Here is a 19,347-nt window from a genome sequence, read left to right as displayed (position 1 = left end):
AAGGGGTGTCCTCTTATGGAAGTCAATCAATATTTAGAGATGTTTATTGAAGAAAGTAAAGAGCATTTACAAGCGTGTAGTGAACATTTATTAGAATTAGAAAAAAATCCAGACGATTTGGCAATTGTTGGGGAAATATTCCGCTCTGCACACACATTAAAAGGTATGTCTGCCACAATGGGCTTCGAAGATTTAGCAGATTTAACCCATAAAATGGAGAATGTTTTAGATGCCATCCGTAACGAGAAGATTCATGTTACACCTGAAATTTTAGATGTCGTATTTGAATCTGTTGATCATTTAGAAGAAATGGTAATGGATATTGCTAACGGTGGAGATGGTAAGCGTGATGTTTCCTCAACTGTCGCACAACTAAAGCGTATAGAACTAGGTGAGGAAGTAATACCAGAGGTGGTAGCAACGGTTGCTGCACCGGTTGTTGAAAGTGTATTAGAATATGATTCGTTTGAACAAACAGTCATTACACAATCGGCTGAACAAGGCTTTAATGCTTTTGAAATTTCAGTAACATTACGTGAGGATTGCCTTCTTAAGGCAGCACGTGTATTTATGGTGTTTGAGATTTTAGAAAAAGATGGGGATGTCATTAAATCAAGTCCATCTGTTGAAAAGCTAGAAGATGAGCAGTTTGATCAACAATTTTATGTAGCCTTTGTCACAAAAACAACAGCTGAGGATATGCAGAAAAAGCTAATGAAAGTTTCTGAAGTTGATGAGGTTATTGTGACTACAATTGACCAAAGGAAATTTAGTGAAAAAGTATTTGAAGCGCACCAAGAAGTAGCAGCAACTGCAACAGCAGTGGCTGAGGTAGCCGCAATACCAACAAATACGCCTGCTGCTAAAGCCGAGCCTGTTGCAAAACCTGCTAAAGAAGCTACACCTTCCAAGGCTGACAAAAATCATGCACCTGTAGGTAATAAAACAATTCGTGTAAATATTGAACGTCTAGATATTTTAATGAACTTGTTTGAAGAGCTTGTCATTGATCGTGGTCGATTGCAATCTATCTCTACTGAAGTAAATCATGGAGAACTAAATGAAACAGTAGAGCGTATGAGTCGTGTGATGGGTGATTTGCAAACTATTATTTTAACAATGCGAATGGTACCTGTAGAAACAGTTTTCAATCGTTTCCCGAAAATGATTCGTCAACTATCACGTGATTTAAATAAGAAAATCAACCTTGAAATTATTGGTGCTGAAACCGAACTAGATCGTACAGTAATTGATGAAATTGGAGATCCGCTTGTTCACTTGATTCGTAATTCTGTGGATCATGGCATTGAGAATCCAACTGCTCGTCGTGCAAAAGGCAAGCCTGAAGAAGGAACGGTCGTATTGCGTGCCTATCATAGCGGAAATTACGTCTTTATTGAAATTGAAGACGATGGCGCGGGCATAAATCGAGAAAAAGTATTAGCGAAAGCTATTTCAAAAGGTATTGTTACACAAGAACAATCCTATTCAATGTCTGATAAACAAATTAATGAGCTTATTCTAGCTTCAGGCTTCTCCACTGCAGATGTTATTTCAGATGTATCTGGTCGTGGAGTAGGTTTAGATGTTGTAAAAACAACGATTGAATCACTAGGTGGCAATATTTCAATTGAATCAACACAGGATGTTGGATCCATCTTCTCGATTCAATTACCACTGACATTATCAATTATTTCAGTTATGCTTGTGGAGATTGAAAAGGAAATTTATGCAATTCCACTATCTTCTATTATTGAAACATCTATTATCCGTTCATCAGAGATTATGAATGCGCATAATCAAAAAGTAATCGACTTCCGTGGCAAAGTTGTTCCGTTGGTATTCTTAGAGGAAATCTTTGAGGTACCTCGTCAAGAGCATCAAGATGAAGAATTCCACTCAGTAGTGATCGTCCGTAAAGGTGAAAAACTTGCTGGTTTAGTGGTGGATTCATTCATTGGCCAACAAGAAATTGTCTTGAAGTCTTTAGGAAATTACTTAACAAATATCTTTGCCATTTCAGGAGCAACAATCTTAGGCAATGGTAAAGTAGCCTTAATTGTAGATTGCAACGCACTAATTAAATAAGGTGAATGAATAAGAGAGGTGTAAAGTATGACAAATGCAGTGGAGCAAGAAAGTATTAAAGTAATAGTTTTTCAGTTAGCAGATAAAGAATATGCAATTCCAGTGTCCCATGTTCAAGGAATTGAGAAATTAATGCATATTACTCGTGTACCGAAAACAGCGAAATACGTAAAAGGTGTAATCAATCTACGAGGTGTTGTCACACCAATTGTGGATTTACGTGAACGTTTTGAATTACCTATTTCTGAACATGAAGAAACAACACGCATTATTATTATTTCATTAGAAGATATGGAAGTAGGCTTTGTAGTGGATTCCGCTAACGACGTTATCGATATTCCTGCAAGTGCTATTGAACCGCAACCAGAAGTCGTTGGCTCACTTGAAGAAGAATTTATTTCAGGCGTTGCTAAAGTAGAGAAGCGATTATTAATCTTATTACATTTAGAAAAAGTATTAAATCCACTAAAGTAGGGATCGATAATGACATTTAATCAAAAAATTACATCACTACATTTAGATGTATTAAAGGAGATTGGAAACATCGGTGCTGCGCATGCCGCGACAGCACTTTCCAATTTACTTGGGAAAAAAATTGATATGCGTGTTCCAAAGGTAGAGATGGTGTCCTTTAACGATATGATGGAGTTGGCTGGCGGATCAGAAAACGTAGTTGTTGGCATTTACCTTCGTATTGAAGGTGATGCAGAGGGAAGTATGTTCTTTATTTTACCTATCGAACAAGCAAACCGCTTTATACGTCGGCTTATTTTCGATGACTCTTTTGACTTTAAAAAACGACCTGTTTCAGAGTTAGGTTTATCAGCTATGCAAGAAATGGGTAATATTTTATCGGGCTCCTATTTATCTGCCTTATCGGATTTTACTAATTTAAAAATTTATCCAACTGTGCCAGGTCTAAGTGTTGATATGTTTGGAGCTATAATAAGCATTGGTTTAATAGAATTATCTCATGTCAGTGATAATGTTATTGTGATAAATACATCCATTTTTGAAGAAGGTGTGGAAGACCATGAAACGGTGAGGGGCCATTTCTTCCTACTACCAGATCCTGACTCGTTTGATGCCATTTTTAAAGCATTAGGGGTTTCGTGATATGTTAACCAATAGTAGTGGACAAGTGATTAAAGTGGGAATTGCACAAATGGATGTAGTAAAGCTACCTAACACGATTCGAACTTCTGGTCTTGGTTCATGTGTTGGTGTTATTTTGTATGATGAGTCAAAAAAAATTGCTGGTTTAATCCATGTGATGTTACCAGATTCAAGTTTAGGAAGAGCTGAGTCAATCAATGTCGCGAAATTTGCAGATTCAGGGATTGCTGCAATGATTGATTTACTAAAGTTAGAAGGCGTTCAAAAATTTAAACTCAAGGCAAAAATTGCAGGGGGTGCGCAGATGTTCCAATTTACTTCCGACAAAGATACAATGCGTATTGGTCCCCGCAATGTAGAAGCTGTCAAAAATGAATTAAAGAGGCAGGGCATCCCTTTAGTGGCCGAGGATACTGGTGGAAATAGTGGTAGAACGATTGAATTTAATCCTGCAACGTCGATATTACATATCCGAACAGTTAACCAGGGAGTGAGTGAAATCTAATGTTTGGTTCTATATTTTACAATCTATGGGGAGCATTAATTGCCTTTTCTATTTATTTTTTTAGTACATTTCAAAAACCATTTACGCCTCTGCGAATCCTGATTGGCTCTTTTATTGTAGCAATCATCGCATTTTTTGTAATGTTTATTGTACGTTTTTTAATTGCTTACATCTTGTTTACACCAGAGGAAGATGAGGAAGCAGTTGAAGTCGATATAGAAGAAAAGGAACTTGAATCAATAGAAGGCGTAAAACAAGAAGTGCCAATAGCTAATTCCACGGTTGAATTTCAAGATGAAAATTCCGAGGAAATTGCACAAGTAGTAAGAACGATGATGAATCGAGAAGAAGATCAACAAGTAAATGCGTAAAAGTAAGAGTCGTGACTAACGACTCTTTTTTATTTTGGCTTTGGAGTTTGTAGTATACGAAAAACTTAAGTGAAATTAATTATTTTTATATTATTCATATATATAGTCCTCATGTTAGCATATTTATACAAAGGAAATAGCTTTAAATCTAAAAACTCCAAAATATAAAAATGTAGCTTGTCCGGGGAATTTATCAACTGAAAAGATATTGATTATGGCACCATTTACTGGTCTTGTAAGAGAAACACCTCAGACGGCAGTGCTTAGTTTTTCACAGGAGGATGTATTGGCAGTAGCATATTTCCAATAAATGGTCCATTTCAATATATAAAAAGAAAAGAGAATTTCGCTTTTTCTAGGAGGGGAACGACATGAAATCTCATGACTTTATGAAACAAGCACTTGAGTTAGCTAAAGAAAATGAAAGAACAAAACATGGTGCTCCTTTTGGTGCAATTGTAGTTAAAAATGGACAGATTATTGGCTCTGGTGTAAATGAGGTTGCAATCACCAATGATTTGACGAATCATGCAGAGATTCAAGCAATCCGTCAAGCTTGTCACGCACTGAAAACGACCAATTTAGAAGGTTGTGAAATGTATGCAAGTACAGAACCTTGTCCTATGTGTTTGAGTGCCATTTACTATTCTAAAATTTCTACAGTTTATTATTTTAATGCTAGTAATCCTAGTCAAGATTATATCTATCATGAACTTTCTTTACCCCATCAGGAGAGGGCCATTCAAATGGTTCATCTAGCTATCAATCTTTAATAAATTTCGGGAGGTTCAATCAATGATACCAACAGCGTATTGGCTAACAAATGTACGATTAGAAACAGGATATCATTACGATAATGGGGTCGTTATAGGAACAAAAACTGCACTTTTTAATGTACAAGTAGAAAGTGGTGAAATAAACCAAATTCTTAGCGTAGATCAGCCTTTAAAAACTGATTTGCCTAAGCGAGATGCACATGGTTACTTAATGCTCCCTTCTTTTAGAGATATGCATATTCATATAGATAAAACCTATTTTGGTGGACCATGGAAGGCTCCTTCGATTCCCACAGAAGGTCTTATTACAAGATTAAAAGAAGAAGAGATTCTACTGCCAGGGTTATTGCCTGTTGCAGAGGAACGAGCAAAAAAGTTATTAGATTTGCTCATACATGCAGGATCAACACATATTCGTACGCATTGTAATATTGATCCATTTATTGGGTTGAAAAATTTAGAAGCAGTCTTAAGAGCTAAAGAGGCTTACAAAGATAAAGTTGATATAGAGGTTGTCGCTTTCCCACAACATGGCCTCTTACGTAGTAAATCCATTTCTTTAGTAAGAGAAGCTTTGCGAAGTGGAGCGTCTCTAGTAGGCGGTGTAGACCCTGCATCGATTGATGAAAATATAGAAAAATCCTTACAAACGGTGATGGAATTAGCGGTTGAAGCTGATTCAAATGTTGACTTGCATATCCATGATCCTGGTCATCTTGGTATTTTTACCTTTAAACGATTAGCTGCATTAACGGAGGAAGCGGGTTGGCATGGCCGAGTGACAATTAGTCATGCCATGGCCTTAGCCGATGTTTCAACTAATGAAGCAAGTGAAGTGGCAGCGTTACTAGCTCATCACGGTATTGACATTACTTCGTCTGTTCCATTGGATCATACCATTCCTATTCCGTTATTAGATCAAAAAGGTGTTCAAATCTCTTTGGGTGAAGATAGTATTACAGATCACTGGTCCCCGTTTGGTATAGGTGACAGCCTAGAAAAACTAGGCACGCTAGCTGAACGCTTTGGCTTAAGTGATGAACGTTCACTTAGTCAAAGTCTAAAGTATATTGCTGGCGGCATAACACCTTTAAACAAGGATGGACAGCCCCAATGGCCGAAAATTGGAGATATGGCGAATGTCGTGTTTGTAGATGCAACTTGCTCAGCAGAAGCAGTTGCAAGAAGAGCAAGAAGAGTGGCGGTGCTCTTTACAGGGAAAATAGTTGCGGGTGAGCTTTAATTTTTGAAGAAGAAAGGATAAATCTGAAATGAATTCTACTTTTTGGTTAACAAATGTACGTCTTGAAACAGATTATCACTTTGAAAACGACACGATTACTAAAACGAACTCGGCTTGTTCTCATCTATTCATTAAAGATGGGAAAATTGCAGAAATAGTTTCTGCTGATAGCCTATTAGATGATGATTATCCAAAAAAAGATATGAAACAGCTATTAGCACTACCTTCATTTATAGAAAAACATTGTCATTTGGATAAAACTCTGTTGAGCGACAAATGGCGGGCAGTTACACCAGTGAATAATATTTTTGAACGTTGTGAAATTGAAAAAGAGGTACTTCCAACCTTACATACAACTACGCAACAACGCGCTGAGAAACTACTTAGTCGTTATGTCCAGTTTGGAGTTACACATGTACGTACGCATGTGGATTTATATCCTGAGGTAGGGTTGAAAAATTTAGAAGAGGTTCAAAAAGCTTTACAAAATTTTGAAGGAAAGTTGTCTTATGAAATCGTTGCCTTTCCTCAACATGGTCTATTACGAACAAAGGCAACCAATTTAATAAGGGAGGCTCTACGTTTTGGGGCAGGATTTGTAGGAGGTGTCGATCCAGCTACTGTGGATGGAGATATTGAGGCTTCCTTACAACAAATGGTGGAACTCGCTGTTGAAGGAAACGCAGGGATTGACTTGCATCTGCATGACCCAGATCAATTGGGTACTTTTACAATGAAGAGATTAGCCAAATTAACAAAGGAAGCTGGTTTACAAGGCAAAGTAGCCATTAGCCATGCCTTTGGGCTAGGAGATGTTTCACACTCTGAGGCAGAAGAAATGGCGGACATCTTACGTGATGCAGGTATTACGATTGTGACGAGTGTCCCCCTGCGTAGAAAGTTTCCACCTGTTGGTTTATTACACAGTAAAGGAGTACCCGTTGCAATTGGGTGCGACAATATCTTTGATGTTTGGTCCCCATTTGGTAACGGAGATTTATTAGAACGAGCTGGTCGTTTGGCAAAACGCTCAGGTTGGGGAGATGAACGCTCATTAGCCCAAACCCTTCAATTTATTACAGGGGGAAAAACCCCACTCAATCAATCAGGTGAGCAAACATGGCCAAAAGTGGGAGATAGTGCAAATATGGTGTTTGTGGAGGCTTCTTGCTCTGCTGAAGCAATTGCTCGAAGATCTCTACGTAAGGCAACTATATTCAATGGAAACTTTGTCTCTAGTTCGATTTAAAGCATAATTTATTATAAAGAGTGTTTTTTTTTATTGGGTATTATTGCTCTTTTGTTTAATTTGTTCTTTGCTCTACAGTAGTGCTAAAACTAAATCAAAAGAATTCAGTAGCTTCTTAGTAAAAGCTTAATCATATCCAACTGTATCCAAGTGTCATTACACAATTAGGATACAGTTTTTCTATGTCTTTCAAAAACAAAGGAATATATTAGAGACTAAGAGAAACAAATGAAATTATAGTCGATTCTTGTTATAATATAGGAAAGATGGCAACTGCTTATCGGGCTTTAACGATTCAGGCTCACGTCTAGATTAGCTTAAATGTGGATTTTTATAAAAAACAACTAAGAAATCCTGTTGAATGATAAATTTTAAGAGCGCAAGTAGTCGTTAGTAAACAGGCGTGAAAAAGCGTTTTTTAGAGAGGTGGATTTCATGACACAACCAATTCTGAACGATGAGCAAAAACTGTGGAATCGCTGGATACATGAGCGTGATCCCGATGCTGGTGATTTACTTATAAAAAAATACATTTCTTTAGTATCTTATCATGTCCAACGTATTGGTGCAGGTCTGCCCAAAAGCGTATCACGAGACGATTTAACGAGCTTAGGGATGGTAGGACTTTTTGATGCATTAAATAAATTTGACATTAACAGAGATTTAAAATTTGATACATATGCTTCGTTTAGAGTAAGAGGAGCCATCATCGATGGTTTACGAAAAGAAGACTGGTTACCACGGTCAGCGCGTGAAAAAGCCAAAAAATTAGATGCACAAATTGAACAACTAGAACAAAAATATATGCGTCATGTAACACCTGAGGAACTTGCGGAGCATATGGAAGTATCTGTTGAAGATGTTTATCAAACTGTGCAAGAGCATTTTTTTTCAAATGTTCTTTCTATTAATGAACAACAGGACCAAGAAGAAACAGATGGCAAGTCATTTGTCATACGAGACGATACAACAAAAACACCTGAGCAAGCTATCATTAAATCAGAATTGTTAGATGATCTTGCGGAAAATATTCAGAAACTCAATGAAAAAGAACAGCTTGTCCTTAGTTTATTTTACACGGAGGAGTTAACCTTGACAGAAATTGGTGAAATGCTTGAACTATCAACCTCTCGTATTTCACAAATTCATTCAAAAGCGCTATTAAAGCTACGAAAGCTATTATCTAGTGAAATGATTAATGCGTAAATATCCTTGAGGGAGAGATTCCAATGAGTTTAAAAGGTGTCGAGTTACAGATTGCTATTCCAAAAACATTTGAAGCAGGAAAAATGGTTGATCAGGCACAGCAGCAAGTATTGGCTCAACAAGCACATGCAAATGAAGCATTAAAAAAAGAAGTAGAGCGCAAACAAAAAATTGTCAACACATCAGAAGGTATGGATGAAATTAGTGAGGATGAAGATGCAGGTGGTGAGTATTTAACAGGGATTCATAAAAAGAAAAAAAAGGATCAACAAGAAAAACAGGCACAACATCCGTTTAAAGGGAATTTCGTGGATTTTAGTGGATAGGAGTTTACAATGACAACCATTCTAATAGCGGTGCTATTCTTTTTACAGCTAATTTCATTTTACTTTCTTATCATTTTAAATACAAAGTTAGCAAAGTTTAAAGATTTGGAAAAGAAGCAAGAACGTTTAATGAGAGAAATGGACGACACCATTAGTGTGTATTTAGCTGAAATGAAAGATGAAAATGACCGTCTTATTAAAGAGCTACAAAGTGTCTCACAGTCGGAAATAGCTGCTAGTAGCTTGCAGCAAACGGAACAATATATGACACCTCAGGAGCAGCCAACTTTGCCTGTAGTACACGAGGTGAAAAGTGATAGTTCTCTATCTTTAGAGAAAGATGCACGTATCTATGTACCTAAAAATATTGTCGCAAATGCTTATTCACGTCAGCAACATACAAGCTCGAAAATGGTGAAAACAGCTTCACCTCTAAAAGTGGAGGAGCAAAAAGAAGCTGAAAAATTGCTGACAGTGGAACAACAGGCTCTAGAATTAGCAAAACAGGGAAAATCACCAGAGGAAATAGCTAAACAACTGCAAAAGGGTAAAACAGAAATCGAGCTTTTACTGAAATTCCATCACTAAATTGTTGCGAATCGTTCAAAGCTATGATATAGTTGCAAATGGTGTTATTACTACACACGCATTTTGATGCAGTAAGTGGTGCTCTAAGATTAGGGTAGCTTGTTGTAGATGATAAATGCGGAGGATAAAAACCAAACATATTAGGAGGAAATTCACATGTCAGTAATTTCTATGAAACAATTACTTGAAGCTGGTGTACATTTCGGTCACCAAACTCGTCGTTGGAACCCAAAAATGAAGAAATATATCTTCGTTGAACGTAACGGGATCTACATCATCGACTTACAAAAAACTGTAAAAAAATTAGAGGAAGCTTATGACTTCATGCGTCAAGTTGGTCAAGACGGTGGTAAAGTTCTTTTCGTTGGTACGAAAAAACAAGCACAAGAAGCGATCAAAGATGAAGCTGAACGTTCAGGCAACTACTACATCAACCAACGTTGGTTAGGTGGTACTCTTACAAACTTCGGTACAATTCAAAAACGTGTTGCACGTATGAAACAAATCGAAAAAATGGAAGAAGAAGGAACTTTCGAAGTTCTTCCTAAAAAAGAAGTAATCCAACTTAAAAAAGAACACGAACGTCTAATCAAATTCTTAGGCGGTATCCGTGATATGCACGATCTTCCAGACGTAATGTTCGTGGTTGACCCACGTAAAGAACGTATTGCGGTTGCAGAAGCTCGTAAATTAAACATCCCTCTAGTAGGTATTGTTGATACTAACTGTGATCCAGATGAAATCGACTACGTAATCCCTGCTAATGATGATGCTATTCGCGCTGTTAAACTTTTAACTGCTAAAATGGCTGACGCTTTAATCGAGTCAAAACAAGGTGAAGAAGAAGCTCCAGCTGTAGAAGCTGCTGCTGAGTAATTCACGTTTACAAAAAGGTGATAAGTGGCTCAAAACCCTTATCACCTTTTTTAGAACCTATCATTAAATTATGTTCAACCAATTTGAGGAGGAAACACTAAATGGCAAACATTACTGCACAATTAGTAAAAGAATTACGTGAAAAAACTGGCGCTGGTATGATGGATTGTAAAAAAGCGTTAGTACAAACTGATGGCGACTTAGAAGCAGCTATCGACTTCCTACGTGAAAAAGGTCTTTCTTCAGCTGCTAAAAAAGCTGACCGCATCGCTGCAGAAGGTACAACTTATATTTTAGAACAAGGTAACGAAGCAATCATCCTTGAAGTAAATGCTGAAACTGACTTTGTTGCGAAAAACGACAAATTCCAAGTATTAGTTGCATCTTTAGCTGAGCAATTACTTGCTGCTAAACCTGCATCAGTTGAAGCTGCTTTAGAGCTTGCAAATACTGAAGGCGTAAAAATTGTAGATCAAATCTCAACTGCTATTGCAACAATTGGAGAAAAAATTACACTTCGTCGTTTCGAAATTAAAACAAAATCTGATGCAGATGCATTCGGTTCATACTTACACATGGGTGGCCGTATCGGTGTATTAGTAACTTTAGAAGGCTCTACTGATGCAGCAGCTGCTAAAGATGTTGCTATGCACATTGCAGCAATCAACCCAACTTATGTTTCTCGTGATGAAGTTTCTGCTGAAGAAGTTGAACGTGAGCGTAAAGTATTAACTGAACAAGCTCTTAACGAAGGTAAACCAGAAAACATCGTTGCAAAAATGGTTGAAGGCCGTCTTGGTAAATACTTCGAAGATGTTTGCTTACTTGACCAAACTTTCGTTAAAAACTCAGATCAAAAAGTACGTGATTTTGTAGCTTCAACTGGTGGTTCTGTAAACGGCTTTGTACGTTACGCTGTTGGTGAAGGTATCGAAAAACGTGAAGATAACTTTGCAGAAGAAGTAATGAGCCAAGTTAAAGGTAACTAATTTAGCTTGCATTTGATTCTAATCAAATAATATCTAGATTATCTAGACAAAAAAATGGGGAACACAACATAGCGTGTTCCCTATTTTTCCGAAGTGAATGAAAAAATGAAGATAATTTTCTATTCTGCCTTATTCACAACTAGCAATTATTGTTAGATATACTATAATGGAAAAGGGAATAGGGATGTTTTAAATAAAGTCTTACGGAGGTTTACAATGAGTGTACCGCAATATAAACGAGTAGTTATTAAACTAAGTGGTGAAGCGTTAGCTGGAGAAGCGGGCTTCGGTTTATCACCAAAAATAATCAAGTCTGTTGCAGAAGAAGTAAAAGAAGTAGTAGATCTTGATGTAGAAGTTGCTGTTGTTGTAGGTGGCGGTAATATATGGCGTGGGAAAATAGGTAGTGAAATGGGAATGGATCGTGCTGCTGCGGACTACATGGGCATGCTGGCAACCGTAATGAACTCCCTAGCTTTACAAGATGCACTTGAAAAATTAGGCATTGAAACACGTGTTCAATCTTCTATTGTGATGACTCAAGTAGCGGAGCCATACATTCGTCGTAAAGCAGTTAGACATCTTGAGAAAAAGCGTGTCGTTATCTTTGCAGCAGGGACAGGTAATCCGTTCTTCTCTACTGATACGACTGCCGCATTACGAGCAGCAGAAATTGATGCTGATGCAATTTTAATGGCTAAAAACAATGTCGATGGCGTTTATTCAGCGGATCCTAAAGTGGATGAGACAGCCATTAAATATGATACACTCACATACTTAGACGTTATCCAACAAGGCTTACAAGTAATGGATTCAACGGCTTCAACTTTATGTATGGATAACGATATCCCGCTAATTGTTTTCTCAATTACGGAGCCGGGTAACATTAAACGTGCTGTACAAGGCGAAAAAATCGGAACAGTTGTTAGGAGGAATGTATAATGGCTAAACAAGTTTTAGAACAAGCTAAAGAAAAAATGAACAAAACAATCGTAGCTTTCTCACGCGAACTAGCATCTATTCGTGCAGGTCGTGCGAACGCATCTCTATTAGATCGTATTTCGGTTGATTACTATGGAGCAGCAACACCAATTAACCAACTTGCGGGTGTTTCTATACCTGAAGCTCGTTTATTAGTAATTACACCTTACGATAAATCTATTTTAGGTGATATTGAAAAAGCAATTATGAAATCAGATATTGGTATCACACCAACAAATGATGGTTCTGTCATTCGTCTTATGATTCCTGCTTTAACAGAAGAGCGTCGTAAGGATCTAGTAAAACAAGTGAAAAAAGAAGCGGAAGATGCAAAAATTGCTGTACGTAATGTTCGTCGTGATGCAAATGATGATTTGAAAAAACTTGAAAAAGCTGGCGAAATCACAGAAGACGATCTACGTGGCTATGGAGAAGATATTCAAAAGTTAACAGATGAATTCATTGTGAAAGTAGATCAAGTAGCGAAAGATAAAGAAAAAGAAATTTTAGAGGTGTAAATAAACCTTTTACACGTCTATGATGGAACTTTTTGATGAGATGAAGGCGTCCTATACTTAACAGGACGTCTTTTCTCTTTATTATTCATAGCCAAATTGCTTACTCAAATAGAGAGCATGTATGAATGTGAAAAGGTCATTAATGATACAATCATCATTATTTAACAAACTCATTCTTTAATATGTGTATAGTTCTAAAATAAGCTAGTACATACATAGTCAATTTAGAGGGAAAAAAAAGACAAAAGGCGCTTTTGTTTGTTATGATAGGTTAGTATACGTCCGATTAGTTGTAGTGGGGGAGTTAGCATGTTTAAAAAGCTATTAGGTAAACAAATAAATATGGATACACTATCATTGGAGGAGCGTGTGGCCCTAGCTAAAAGCGAGCCGATTCCTGCCCATGTAGCGATTATTATGGACGGAAATGGACGTTGGGCGAAGAAAAGAGCTATGCCACGTGTGGCTGGTCATCATGAAGGAATGAAGACGGTGCGTAAGGTGACGAGATTTGCATCAGACTTAGGTATTAAAGTCTTAACTGTCTATGCATTTTCCACTGAAAATTGGAAGAGACCAAAACCTGAGGTAGATTTTCTTATGCGGCTACCTGTTGAGTTTTTAGGTTCCTTTTTACCAGAAATGATGGAGCGTAATGTACGTGTCGAAATGATTGGAGACCCATCTTTATTACCTGCCCATACACAAAAAGCGTTGTATGAGGCAATGGAAGAAACGAAGCATAATACAGGGCTTATTTTAAATTTTGCGCTGAATTATGGTAGTCGTTCTGAAATGGTCAATGCCATGAAAATGATGCTTCAAAAAGTGCAGGACGGTCAATTAACGATGCAAGACATAACAGAAGATTGCTTAACATCTCATTTAATGACGGCCCATTTACCTGAACCAGATCTTTTAATTCGTACGAGTGGTGAAGTGCGATTAAGTAACTTTATGCTATGGCAGCTCGCCTATACAGAATTTTGGTTTACAGATACATTGTGGCCAGATTTTAGTGAGGAAAACTTACTCGAAGCGGTGGAAAACTATCAGAAACGTAATCGCCGTTACGGTGGGTTGAAGGGAGAAGAAACAACTTGAAACAAAGAATTATTACCGCAATAATTGCAGCAGCACTTTTTATCCCATTCGTTATTTATGGAAAAGTACCATTTGCCTTACTTGTGCTAGCAATGGCTATTGTCGGTTTTTATGAAATACTTAAGATGAAAGGGATTTCCATCTTATCTGTGCCTGGCTTCTTAGGACTGATCACTTTAATTTTACTGGTTATCCCTAAAGACTGGAGTGAAAGGGTTGTAGAATTAATAGGCTATTCGTCTAATCTAATGGTAGTCTATGGTCTAATGATGCTACTTCTTATTTACGTGGTTTTAGTAAAAAATAAAATTACTTTTGACGAAGTTGGCTTTATTCTATTAGGCGCATTTTATGTGGGATTAGGATTCCATTATCTAATTGAAACTAGAAATGTTGGATTAGAGTATGTTGTCTATTGCTTATTAGTTGTTTGGACAACGGATTCAGGTGCATATTTTGTAGGTAGAAAATTAGGGAAAAATAAGTTATGGCCAGAAATTTCACCTAAGAAAACGATCGAAGGCTTTATAGGTGGAATAGTCATTGCTGTTATTTTTGCAGTAGGTATGCAACTCATTTACCCATTCGCAAATGGTTATATATCACTTGTTTTTGTAACGATTTTTGCCTCAATTATTGGTCAAATGGGCGATTTGGTAGAATCTGCTATTAAACGTCACTTTGATGTAAAAGATTCAGGCAATATTTTACCAGGGCATGGAGGAATTTTAGATCGCTTTGATAGTCTATTATTTGTTGTGCCTCTACTTCATTTTTTACATTTATTTGGTAATTAATTGTATAGGAAAAGACATTTTGCTAAATCATTTGCTTAGATAGAAAAAGGGGACAATTTGTTGTGAAAAAAATTAGTTTATTAGGTGCAACTGGTTCAATTGGTTGGCAAACCTACGATATCTTAAAAGAACAACGTGATGCTTTTCAATTAGTAGCTTTTTCATCAGGAAAGAACCTAGAGAAAACGCGAGAAATGATTGAAACATTAAAGCCCGAATTAGTTTCTGTGCAATTAGAAGAAGACGCACTAACACTAGCTAAAGAGTTTCCAAATATCCAATTCACGTTTGGAGCAAAAGGACTTGTAGAGGTCGCAACACATCCTGATTCGACTGTACTTGTCAATGCTGTGCTTGGAAGTGTAGGCCTTGAATCAACATTAGCAGCCATTCGTATGGGCAAAACGATTGCTATTGCTAATAAAGAAACGCTTGTAACTGCTGGTCATTTAGTGATGGCAGAGGCCAAAAAATACAAAGTAGCCATCTTGCCTGTAGATAGTGAGCACTCTGCCATCTTCCAATCGATGAATGGTGAGAATCCAAAAAATATCGAACGTTTGATTATTACCGCTTCTGGTGGTAGCTTCCGTGATAAAACACGAGAACAATTAAAACACGTGACGGTCGCAGATGCACTGAATCATCCAAACTGGTCTATGGGTGCAAAGATTACGATAGATTCCGCTACAATGATGAATAAGGGATTAGAGGTCATTGAAGCACATGTTTTATTTGATATGCCTTATGATAAAATAGATGTACTTTTGCATAGAGAAAGTATTATTCACTCTCTAGTTGAGTATCATGATACTAGTGTTATTGCTCAGCTAGGTACACCCGATATGCGTGTGCCAATCCAATATGCTTTAAGCTACCCAGACCGTATACCATTACAAAATGGTCAGCGACTAAATTTAGCGCAAATTGGTCAACTACATTTTCAAGAGATGGACTTTGAGCGATACCCTGCTTTGCGTTTAGCGTATGAGGCTGGTCGTATGGGTGGTACGATTCTGACAGCAATGAATGCAGCAAACGAAGCGGCAGTTGCAGCCTTTTTACAAGGGAAAATCACATTCCTTGAAATTGATGAGACGATTGAACGTGTGATGCAGGCACACCAAAACATTGCAGTACCAGATTTACAAACCATATTACATGTGGATAGTGAGACAAGAAAAATAGTGTTAGACATGGTAAAATAACGAAAGCACTGTATCGTTAACTAATCGCTATTAAAGGTGGGGTATTATGCAAACAGCCATTGCATTTATATTAATATTTGGTATGCTCGTCTTCTTCCATGAACTTGGACATTTCTTATTCGCCAAACGTGCAGGTATCTTAGTACGTGAATTTGCGATCGGAATGGGTCCCAAAATTTATGGAAAAACGCATGGTGAAACAATGTATACTATTCGATTATTACCAATCGGGGGATACGTACGTATGGCCGGCGAGGATATGGATGGCACGGAATTACAGCCAGGCTACCGAATAGGGCTTATTGTGAATGAAGATAATGTTGTTAAAAAAATTATTTTCAATCAAAATAATAAGCAGTTACCAGATTTATTATTTTTAGAAGTTGAACGCGCCGATTTAGAGAAGGAGTTATTTGTAGAGGGTTATGATGAAGAAGAACGTCTAGTTCGTTATCAAGTAGCTAGAGACTGTGTGCTTGTGGAAAATGGTCGTGAACTTGTCATTGCGCCACACGATCGTCAATTTAATGCAAAGACAGTTGGTCAACGAGCAATGACTATCTTTGCAGGCCCTTTGTTTAACTTTATTCTCGCGTTTGTGATTTATTTAGTGATTGGATTGATCCATGGTGTACCAACATACGAGCCAATTATCACAGAAGTAGTAGAGAATGATCCAGCTGCACAGGCAGGGATGCTGGCAGGAGATAGAGTAACAGCTATTAACGGACAAGCAGTTGAAAAATGGCAAGATTTAGCTGCAATCGTTCAAGATCATCCAAACGAAGATATTGCTGTGACAGTTGAACGAAATGGACAATCAGTGAACTTAAATATGACTGTTAAAGAAATCCAGCAGGATGGCGAGAAATATGGTCAAATAGGTGTACGCTATGAGAGTCCCAGAGAATTTAACCCATTAAAGGCAGTTGTTTATGGAGCTCAAGAAACCTATAATATGACAGTGAAAATATTTGAACTATTAGGTATGCTAATTACTGGTAAGTTCACAATAGACGCACTTTCAGGTCCTGTAGGTATTTATAAAGCAACAGAGCAAGTTGCCCAGTATGGTATTATGAACCTAATGAATTGGGCAGCAATGCTAAGTATTAACTTAGGAATTATGAACCTACTTCCATTACCAGCACTTGACGGAGGCCGTTTATTATTCTTTGGCTTTGAAGCTTTACGTGGTAAACCAATTGACCGTCAAAAAGAAGGTATTGTACATTTTGTAGGAATCGTCCTACTCATGATTCTAATGGTGGTTGTTACATGGAACGATATACAAAGATTTTTCTTTTAATTCATTTACAGTTAAATGAAATTTGATTTCCTAGCTTTGAGCGCAATTTCGATGAAACATTGCGCTCAAAGCTAAATTTGTTTATGCTATTGAGAGTATAAACTTATCTATTGAAAAAGGTGGAACACTGAATGAAGCAAAGTAAAACATTTATCCCAACGTTACGTGAAGTACCTGCTGATGCTGAGGTAAAGTCACATAAGCAATTACTACGTGCAGGGTTTATTCGTCAAAATACAAGTGGGGTATACTCGTATTTACCGCTTGCAAAACGTGTGCTAACAAAAATTGAAACAATTATCCGAGAAGAAATGGAAGCTATCAACTCCATTGAGCTACTAATGCCATCTCTACAATCTGCTGAGCTATGGCAGGAATCAGGTCGCTGGGAAAAATACGGACCTGAATTAATGCGCTTAAAAGACCGACATGACCGTGATTTTGCATTAGGGCCAACACATGAAGAAGTCATTACAACTTTAGTCCGTGATGAAATTAAATCATATAAAAAATTACCGCTAACATTGTATCAAATTCAAACCAAATTCCGTGATGAAAAACGTCCTCGCTTTGGCTTACTACGAGGAAGAGAATTTATCATGAAAGATGCTTATTCTTTCCATGCGTCACGTGAAAGTTTAGATGAAACATATGAAGATATGTATCGTGCTTATTCTAATATTTTCTCCCGTCTCGGCTTAAACTACCGTGCTGTTATTGCAGATGCAGGTTCGATTGGCGGTAAAGGAACACATGAATTTATGGTCCTTTCTGAAATTGGGGAAGATACAATTGCGTACTCAGATACTTCTGATTATGCAGCAAATATCGAAATGGCTGAAGTAATTGTTGACTATCAACCATCTGATGAAGCTTTAAAAGATGTAGAAAAAGTAGCAACTCCAGAGCAAAAAACAATTGAAGATGTTTCAGCATTCTTAAAAGTAGAACCTGCTAATGTCATCAAATCTCTAGTTTTTGATGTAGATGGAGAGCTTGTAGTAGTGCTTTCACGTGGGGATCATGAAATTAATGATATCAAATTGAAAAATGCACTTGATGCAGGATCTGTGGAACTTGCAAGTGAAGCAGCGATTCAAGAATTATTAGGTTGTGGCGTTGGCTCAATTGGTCCAGTGAAATTACCGGTAGACGTAAAAGTAGTAGCAGACCATGCTATTAAATCTATTCGTAATGGTATTGCAGGTGCCAACGAAGATGGATTCCATTTAGTCAATGTTAACCCTGAGCGTGATTTTGCAGTTAACGACTATTTAGATATTCGTTTTATTCAAGAGGGAGATCCTTCTCCTGATGGACAAGGTAACATTAAGTTTGCAGAAGGTATCGAGGTTGGTCATATTTTCAAATTAGGTACTACATACTCTGCTAAAATGAATGGTACTTTCTTAGATGAGCAAGGTAAGGCTCAACCATTTATTATGGGGTGCTATGGTATTGGTGTTTCTCGTATTCTAGCTGCTGTAGCGGAGCACTTCCAAGATGACAATGGCTTTACATGGCCAACACAATTAGCGCCATATGATATTCATGTTGTGCCAGTAAACACAAAAGATGAGGCACAAGTGACATTAGCGGAGGAGCTTTATGGCTTATTAAAATCATACCGTTATGATGTGTTACTAGATGATCGTCCTGAACGAGCGGGTGTAAAATTCGCTGATGCTGATTTAATTGGCTTACCTGTTCGAGTAACTGTTGGTAAAAAAGCAACAGAAGGTATTGTAGAAGTGAAATTCCGTCAAACGGGTGAAACATTTGAATGGAAAAAAGAAGAAGTAATTGATCGTCTGAATGAATTTTTCCGTAAAAATTAATGACGAGCTAAAAATTGGTGATAATTAGAATTTGATGCTTTTAATAGAGGCTTTCGTATAATTTTGATAAGATAGATATAAATAATTCGCGACACTTCTGCGGGACAGTGAGCCAAGCAAGCAACAACAGATGGTAATATATCTGTTAAACTTGAAGAGCGCCCGCAGTGTGGGAGCGAATTTTTTTCTTGAATTCATTATGCGTTTGAGACGAATTAGAACATGAGGCTAAAGAAATTGCCTCTTTCTGAAAGTAGGT

The 19,347-nt window shown here is 37.4% G+C and carries 20 protein-coding genes; all 20 read left to right on the top strand.

All coding sequences use genetic code 11. The features are described 5' to 3' along the window. Positions 1-15 precede the first annotated feature (15 nt). Entirely contained in the window at positions 16-2,088 is a 2,073-nt protein-coding gene (locus HXV90_RS10375; protein WP_048391586.1) for a chemotaxis protein CheA, read from the top strand. A 27-nt stretch (positions 2,089-2,115) separates the two neighbouring features. Next, positions 2,116-2,562: a chemotaxis protein CheW gene (locus HXV90_RS10370; RefSeq protein ID WP_004269272.1), complete on the top strand. Its 447-nt coding sequence runs from the start codon at positions 2,116-2,118 to the stop codon at positions 2,560-2,562. Between the two features lie 9 nt (positions 2,563-2,571). Next, on the top strand, positions 2,572-3,204 hold the full coding sequence (locus tag HXV90_RS10365; protein WP_004269270.1) for a chemotaxis protein CheC: 633 nt from the start codon (positions 2,572-2,574) through the stop codon (positions 3,202-3,204). 1 nt (position 3,205) lies between these two features. Next, complete coding sequence (locus HXV90_RS10360; RefSeq protein ID WP_004269269.1) at positions 3,206-3,709, top strand: chemotaxis protein CheD; 504 nt, start codon at positions 3,206-3,208, stop codon at positions 3,707-3,709. Continuing rightward, the gene (locus HXV90_RS10355; RefSeq protein ID WP_054550522.1) at positions 3,709-4,080 is read left to right on the top strand and encodes a hypothetical protein; all 372 of its coding nucleotides are present in this window, start codon (positions 3,709-3,711) and stop codon (positions 4,078-4,080) included. The genes HXV90_RS10360 and HXV90_RS10355 overlap by 1 nt, the downstream gene beginning before the upstream one ends. A gap of 371 nt (positions 4,081-4,451) precedes the next feature. Continuing rightward, positions 4,452-4,853 (top strand): nucleoside deaminase, encoded by a 402-nt coding sequence (locus tag HXV90_RS10350; protein WP_048391582.1) that lies wholly within the window; start codon positions 4,452-4,454, stop codon positions 4,851-4,853. 22 nt (positions 4,854-4,875) lie between these two features. Continuing rightward, positions 4,876-6,099, top strand: coding sequence for an amidohydrolase (locus tag HXV90_RS10345; protein WP_269898925.1), 1,224 nt, complete (start codon positions 4,876-4,878; stop codon positions 6,097-6,099). Between the two features lie 28 nt (positions 6,100-6,127). Next, entirely contained in the window at positions 6,128-7,348 is a 1,221-nt protein-coding gene (locus tag HXV90_RS10340) for an amidohydrolase (protein ID WP_269898924.1), read from the top strand. Between the two features lie 435 nt (positions 7,349-7,783). Next, a complete protein-coding gene (locus HXV90_RS10335; RefSeq protein WP_036080567.1) occupies positions 7,784-8,554 on the top strand; it encodes a FliA/WhiG family RNA polymerase sigma factor in 771 nt (256 codons plus the stop codon). A 23-nt stretch (positions 8,555-8,577) separates the two neighbouring features. Beyond that, positions 8,578-8,880, top strand: coding sequence for a hypothetical protein (locus HXV90_RS10330; protein WP_048391575.1), 303 nt, complete (start codon positions 8,578-8,580; stop codon positions 8,878-8,880). Positions 8,881-8,889: 9 nt separating this feature from the next. Beyond that, positions 8,890-9,468 (top strand): hypothetical protein, encoded by a 579-nt coding sequence (locus HXV90_RS10325; RefSeq protein ID WP_269898923.1) that lies wholly within the window; start codon positions 8,890-8,892, stop codon positions 9,466-9,468. 156 nt (positions 9,469-9,624) lie between these two features. Continuing rightward, positions 9,625-10,344: a 30S ribosomal protein S2 gene (rpsB, locus tag HXV90_RS10320; protein ID WP_004269262.1), complete on the top strand. Its 720-nt coding sequence runs from the start codon at positions 9,625-9,627 to the stop codon at positions 10,342-10,344. 101 nt (positions 10,345-10,445) lie between these two features. Beyond that, positions 10,446-11,333, top strand: a complete 888-nt coding sequence (gene tsf, locus HXV90_RS10315; RefSeq protein ID WP_257961805.1) for a translation elongation factor Ts — start codon at positions 10,446-10,448, stop codon at positions 11,331-11,333. A 216-nt stretch (positions 11,334-11,549) separates the two neighbouring features. After that, on the top strand, positions 11,550-12,275 hold the full coding sequence (gene pyrH / locus HXV90_RS10310) for a UMP kinase (RefSeq protein WP_004269260.1): 726 nt from the start codon (positions 11,550-11,552) through the stop codon (positions 12,273-12,275). Then, positions 12,275-12,832, top strand: a complete 558-nt coding sequence (gene frr / locus HXV90_RS10305; RefSeq protein WP_269898922.1) for a ribosome recycling factor — start codon at positions 12,275-12,277, stop codon at positions 12,830-12,832. Before pyrH ends, frr begins: the two co-directional genes overlap by 1 nt. A gap of 309 nt (positions 12,833-13,141) precedes the next feature. Next, on the top strand, positions 13,142-13,936 hold the full coding sequence (locus tag HXV90_RS10300; RefSeq protein ID WP_004269258.1) for an undecaprenyl pyrophosphate synthase: 795 nt from the start codon (positions 13,142-13,144) through the stop codon (positions 13,934-13,936). After that, on the top strand, positions 13,933-14,733 hold the full coding sequence (locus HXV90_RS10295; RefSeq protein WP_048391571.1) for a phosphatidate cytidylyltransferase: 801 nt from the start codon (positions 13,933-13,935) through the stop codon (positions 14,731-14,733). The genes HXV90_RS10300 and HXV90_RS10295 overlap by 4 nt, the downstream gene beginning before the upstream one ends. Before the next feature lie 62 nt (positions 14,734-14,795). Beyond that, entirely contained in the window at positions 14,796-15,941 is a 1,146-nt protein-coding gene (gene dxr, locus HXV90_RS10290) for a 1-deoxy-D-xylulose-5-phosphate reductoisomerase (RefSeq protein WP_004269256.1), read from the top strand. 46 nt (positions 15,942-15,987) lie between these two features. Further along, positions 15,988-17,250, top strand: coding sequence for an RIP metalloprotease RseP (gene rseP / locus HXV90_RS10285; protein WP_054550529.1), 1,263 nt, complete (start codon positions 15,988-15,990; stop codon positions 17,248-17,250). A gap of 131 nt (positions 17,251-17,381) precedes the next feature. Continuing rightward, complete coding sequence (locus HXV90_RS10280; RefSeq protein ID WP_048391566.1) at positions 17,382-19,088, top strand: proline--tRNA ligase; 1,707 nt, start codon at positions 17,382-17,384, stop codon at positions 19,086-19,088. The last annotated feature ends 259 nt before the right edge of the window (positions 19,089-19,347 follow it).

Origin of the sequence: Lysinibacillus sp. JK80 (genome assembly GCF_027557635.1) — a bacterium.
Classification (GTDB): domain Bacteria; phylum Bacillota; class Bacilli; order Bacillales_A; family Planococcaceae; genus Lysinibacillus; species Lysinibacillus capsici.
Note: the sequence above shows the minus strand (reverse complement) of the source record. Positions and strands in the feature narration are given on the sequence as shown.

What these genes read in the sequence shown, in the direction of transcription:
- HXV90_RS10375 (WP_048391586.1), top strand. Translation starts at nt 16, where the DNA reads ATGGAAGTCAATCAATATTTAGAGATGTTTATTGAAGAAAGTAAAGAG.
- HXV90_RS10370 (WP_004269272.1), top strand. Translation starts at nt 2,116, where the DNA reads ATGACAAATGCAGTGGAGCAAGAAAGTATTAAAGTAATAGTTTTTCAG.
- HXV90_RS10365 (WP_004269270.1), top strand. Translation starts at nt 2,572, where the DNA reads ATGACATTTAATCAAAAAATTACATCACTACATTTAGATGTATTAAAG.
- HXV90_RS10360 (WP_004269269.1), top strand. Translation starts at nt 3,206, where the DNA reads ATGTTAACCAATAGTAGTGGACAAGTGATTAAAGTGGGAATTGCACAA.
- HXV90_RS10355 (WP_054550522.1), top strand. Translation starts at nt 3,709, where the DNA reads ATGTTTGGTTCTATATTTTACAATCTATGGGGAGCATTAATTGCCTTT.
- HXV90_RS10350 (WP_048391582.1), top strand. Translation starts at nt 4,452, where the DNA reads ATGAAATCTCATGACTTTATGAAACAAGCACTTGAGTTAGCTAAAGAA.
- HXV90_RS10345 (WP_269898925.1), top strand. Translation starts at nt 4,876, where the DNA reads ATGATACCAACAGCGTATTGGCTAACAAATGTACGATTAGAAACAGGA.
- HXV90_RS10340 (WP_269898924.1), top strand. Translation starts at nt 6,128, where the DNA reads ATGAATTCTACTTTTTGGTTAACAAATGTACGTCTTGAAACAGATTAT.
- HXV90_RS10335 (WP_036080567.1), top strand. Translation starts at nt 7,784, where the DNA reads ATGACACAACCAATTCTGAACGATGAGCAAAAACTGTGGAATCGCTGG.
- HXV90_RS10330 (WP_048391575.1), top strand. Translation starts at nt 8,578, where the DNA reads ATGAGTTTAAAAGGTGTCGAGTTACAGATTGCTATTCCAAAAACATTT.
- HXV90_RS10325 (WP_269898923.1), top strand. Translation starts at nt 8,890, where the DNA reads ATGACAACCATTCTAATAGCGGTGCTATTCTTTTTACAGCTAATTTCA.
- rpsB (WP_004269262.1), top strand. Translation starts at nt 9,625, where the DNA reads ATGTCAGTAATTTCTATGAAACAATTACTTGAAGCTGGTGTACATTTC.
- tsf (WP_257961805.1), top strand. Translation starts at nt 10,446, where the DNA reads ATGGCAAACATTACTGCACAATTAGTAAAAGAATTACGTGAAAAAACT.
- pyrH (WP_004269260.1), top strand. Translation starts at nt 11,550, where the DNA reads ATGAGTGTACCGCAATATAAACGAGTAGTTATTAAACTAAGTGGTGAA.
- frr (WP_269898922.1), top strand. Translation starts at nt 12,275, where the DNA reads ATGGCTAAACAAGTTTTAGAACAAGCTAAAGAAAAAATGAACAAAACA.
- HXV90_RS10300 (WP_004269258.1), top strand. Translation starts at nt 13,142, where the DNA reads ATGTTTAAAAAGCTATTAGGTAAACAAATAAATATGGATACACTATCA.
- rseP (WP_054550529.1), top strand. Translation starts at nt 15,988, where the DNA reads ATGCAAACAGCCATTGCATTTATATTAATATTTGGTATGCTCGTCTTC.
- HXV90_RS10280 (WP_048391566.1), top strand. Translation starts at nt 17,382, where the DNA reads ATGAAGCAAAGTAAAACATTTATCCCAACGTTACGTGAAGTACCTGCT.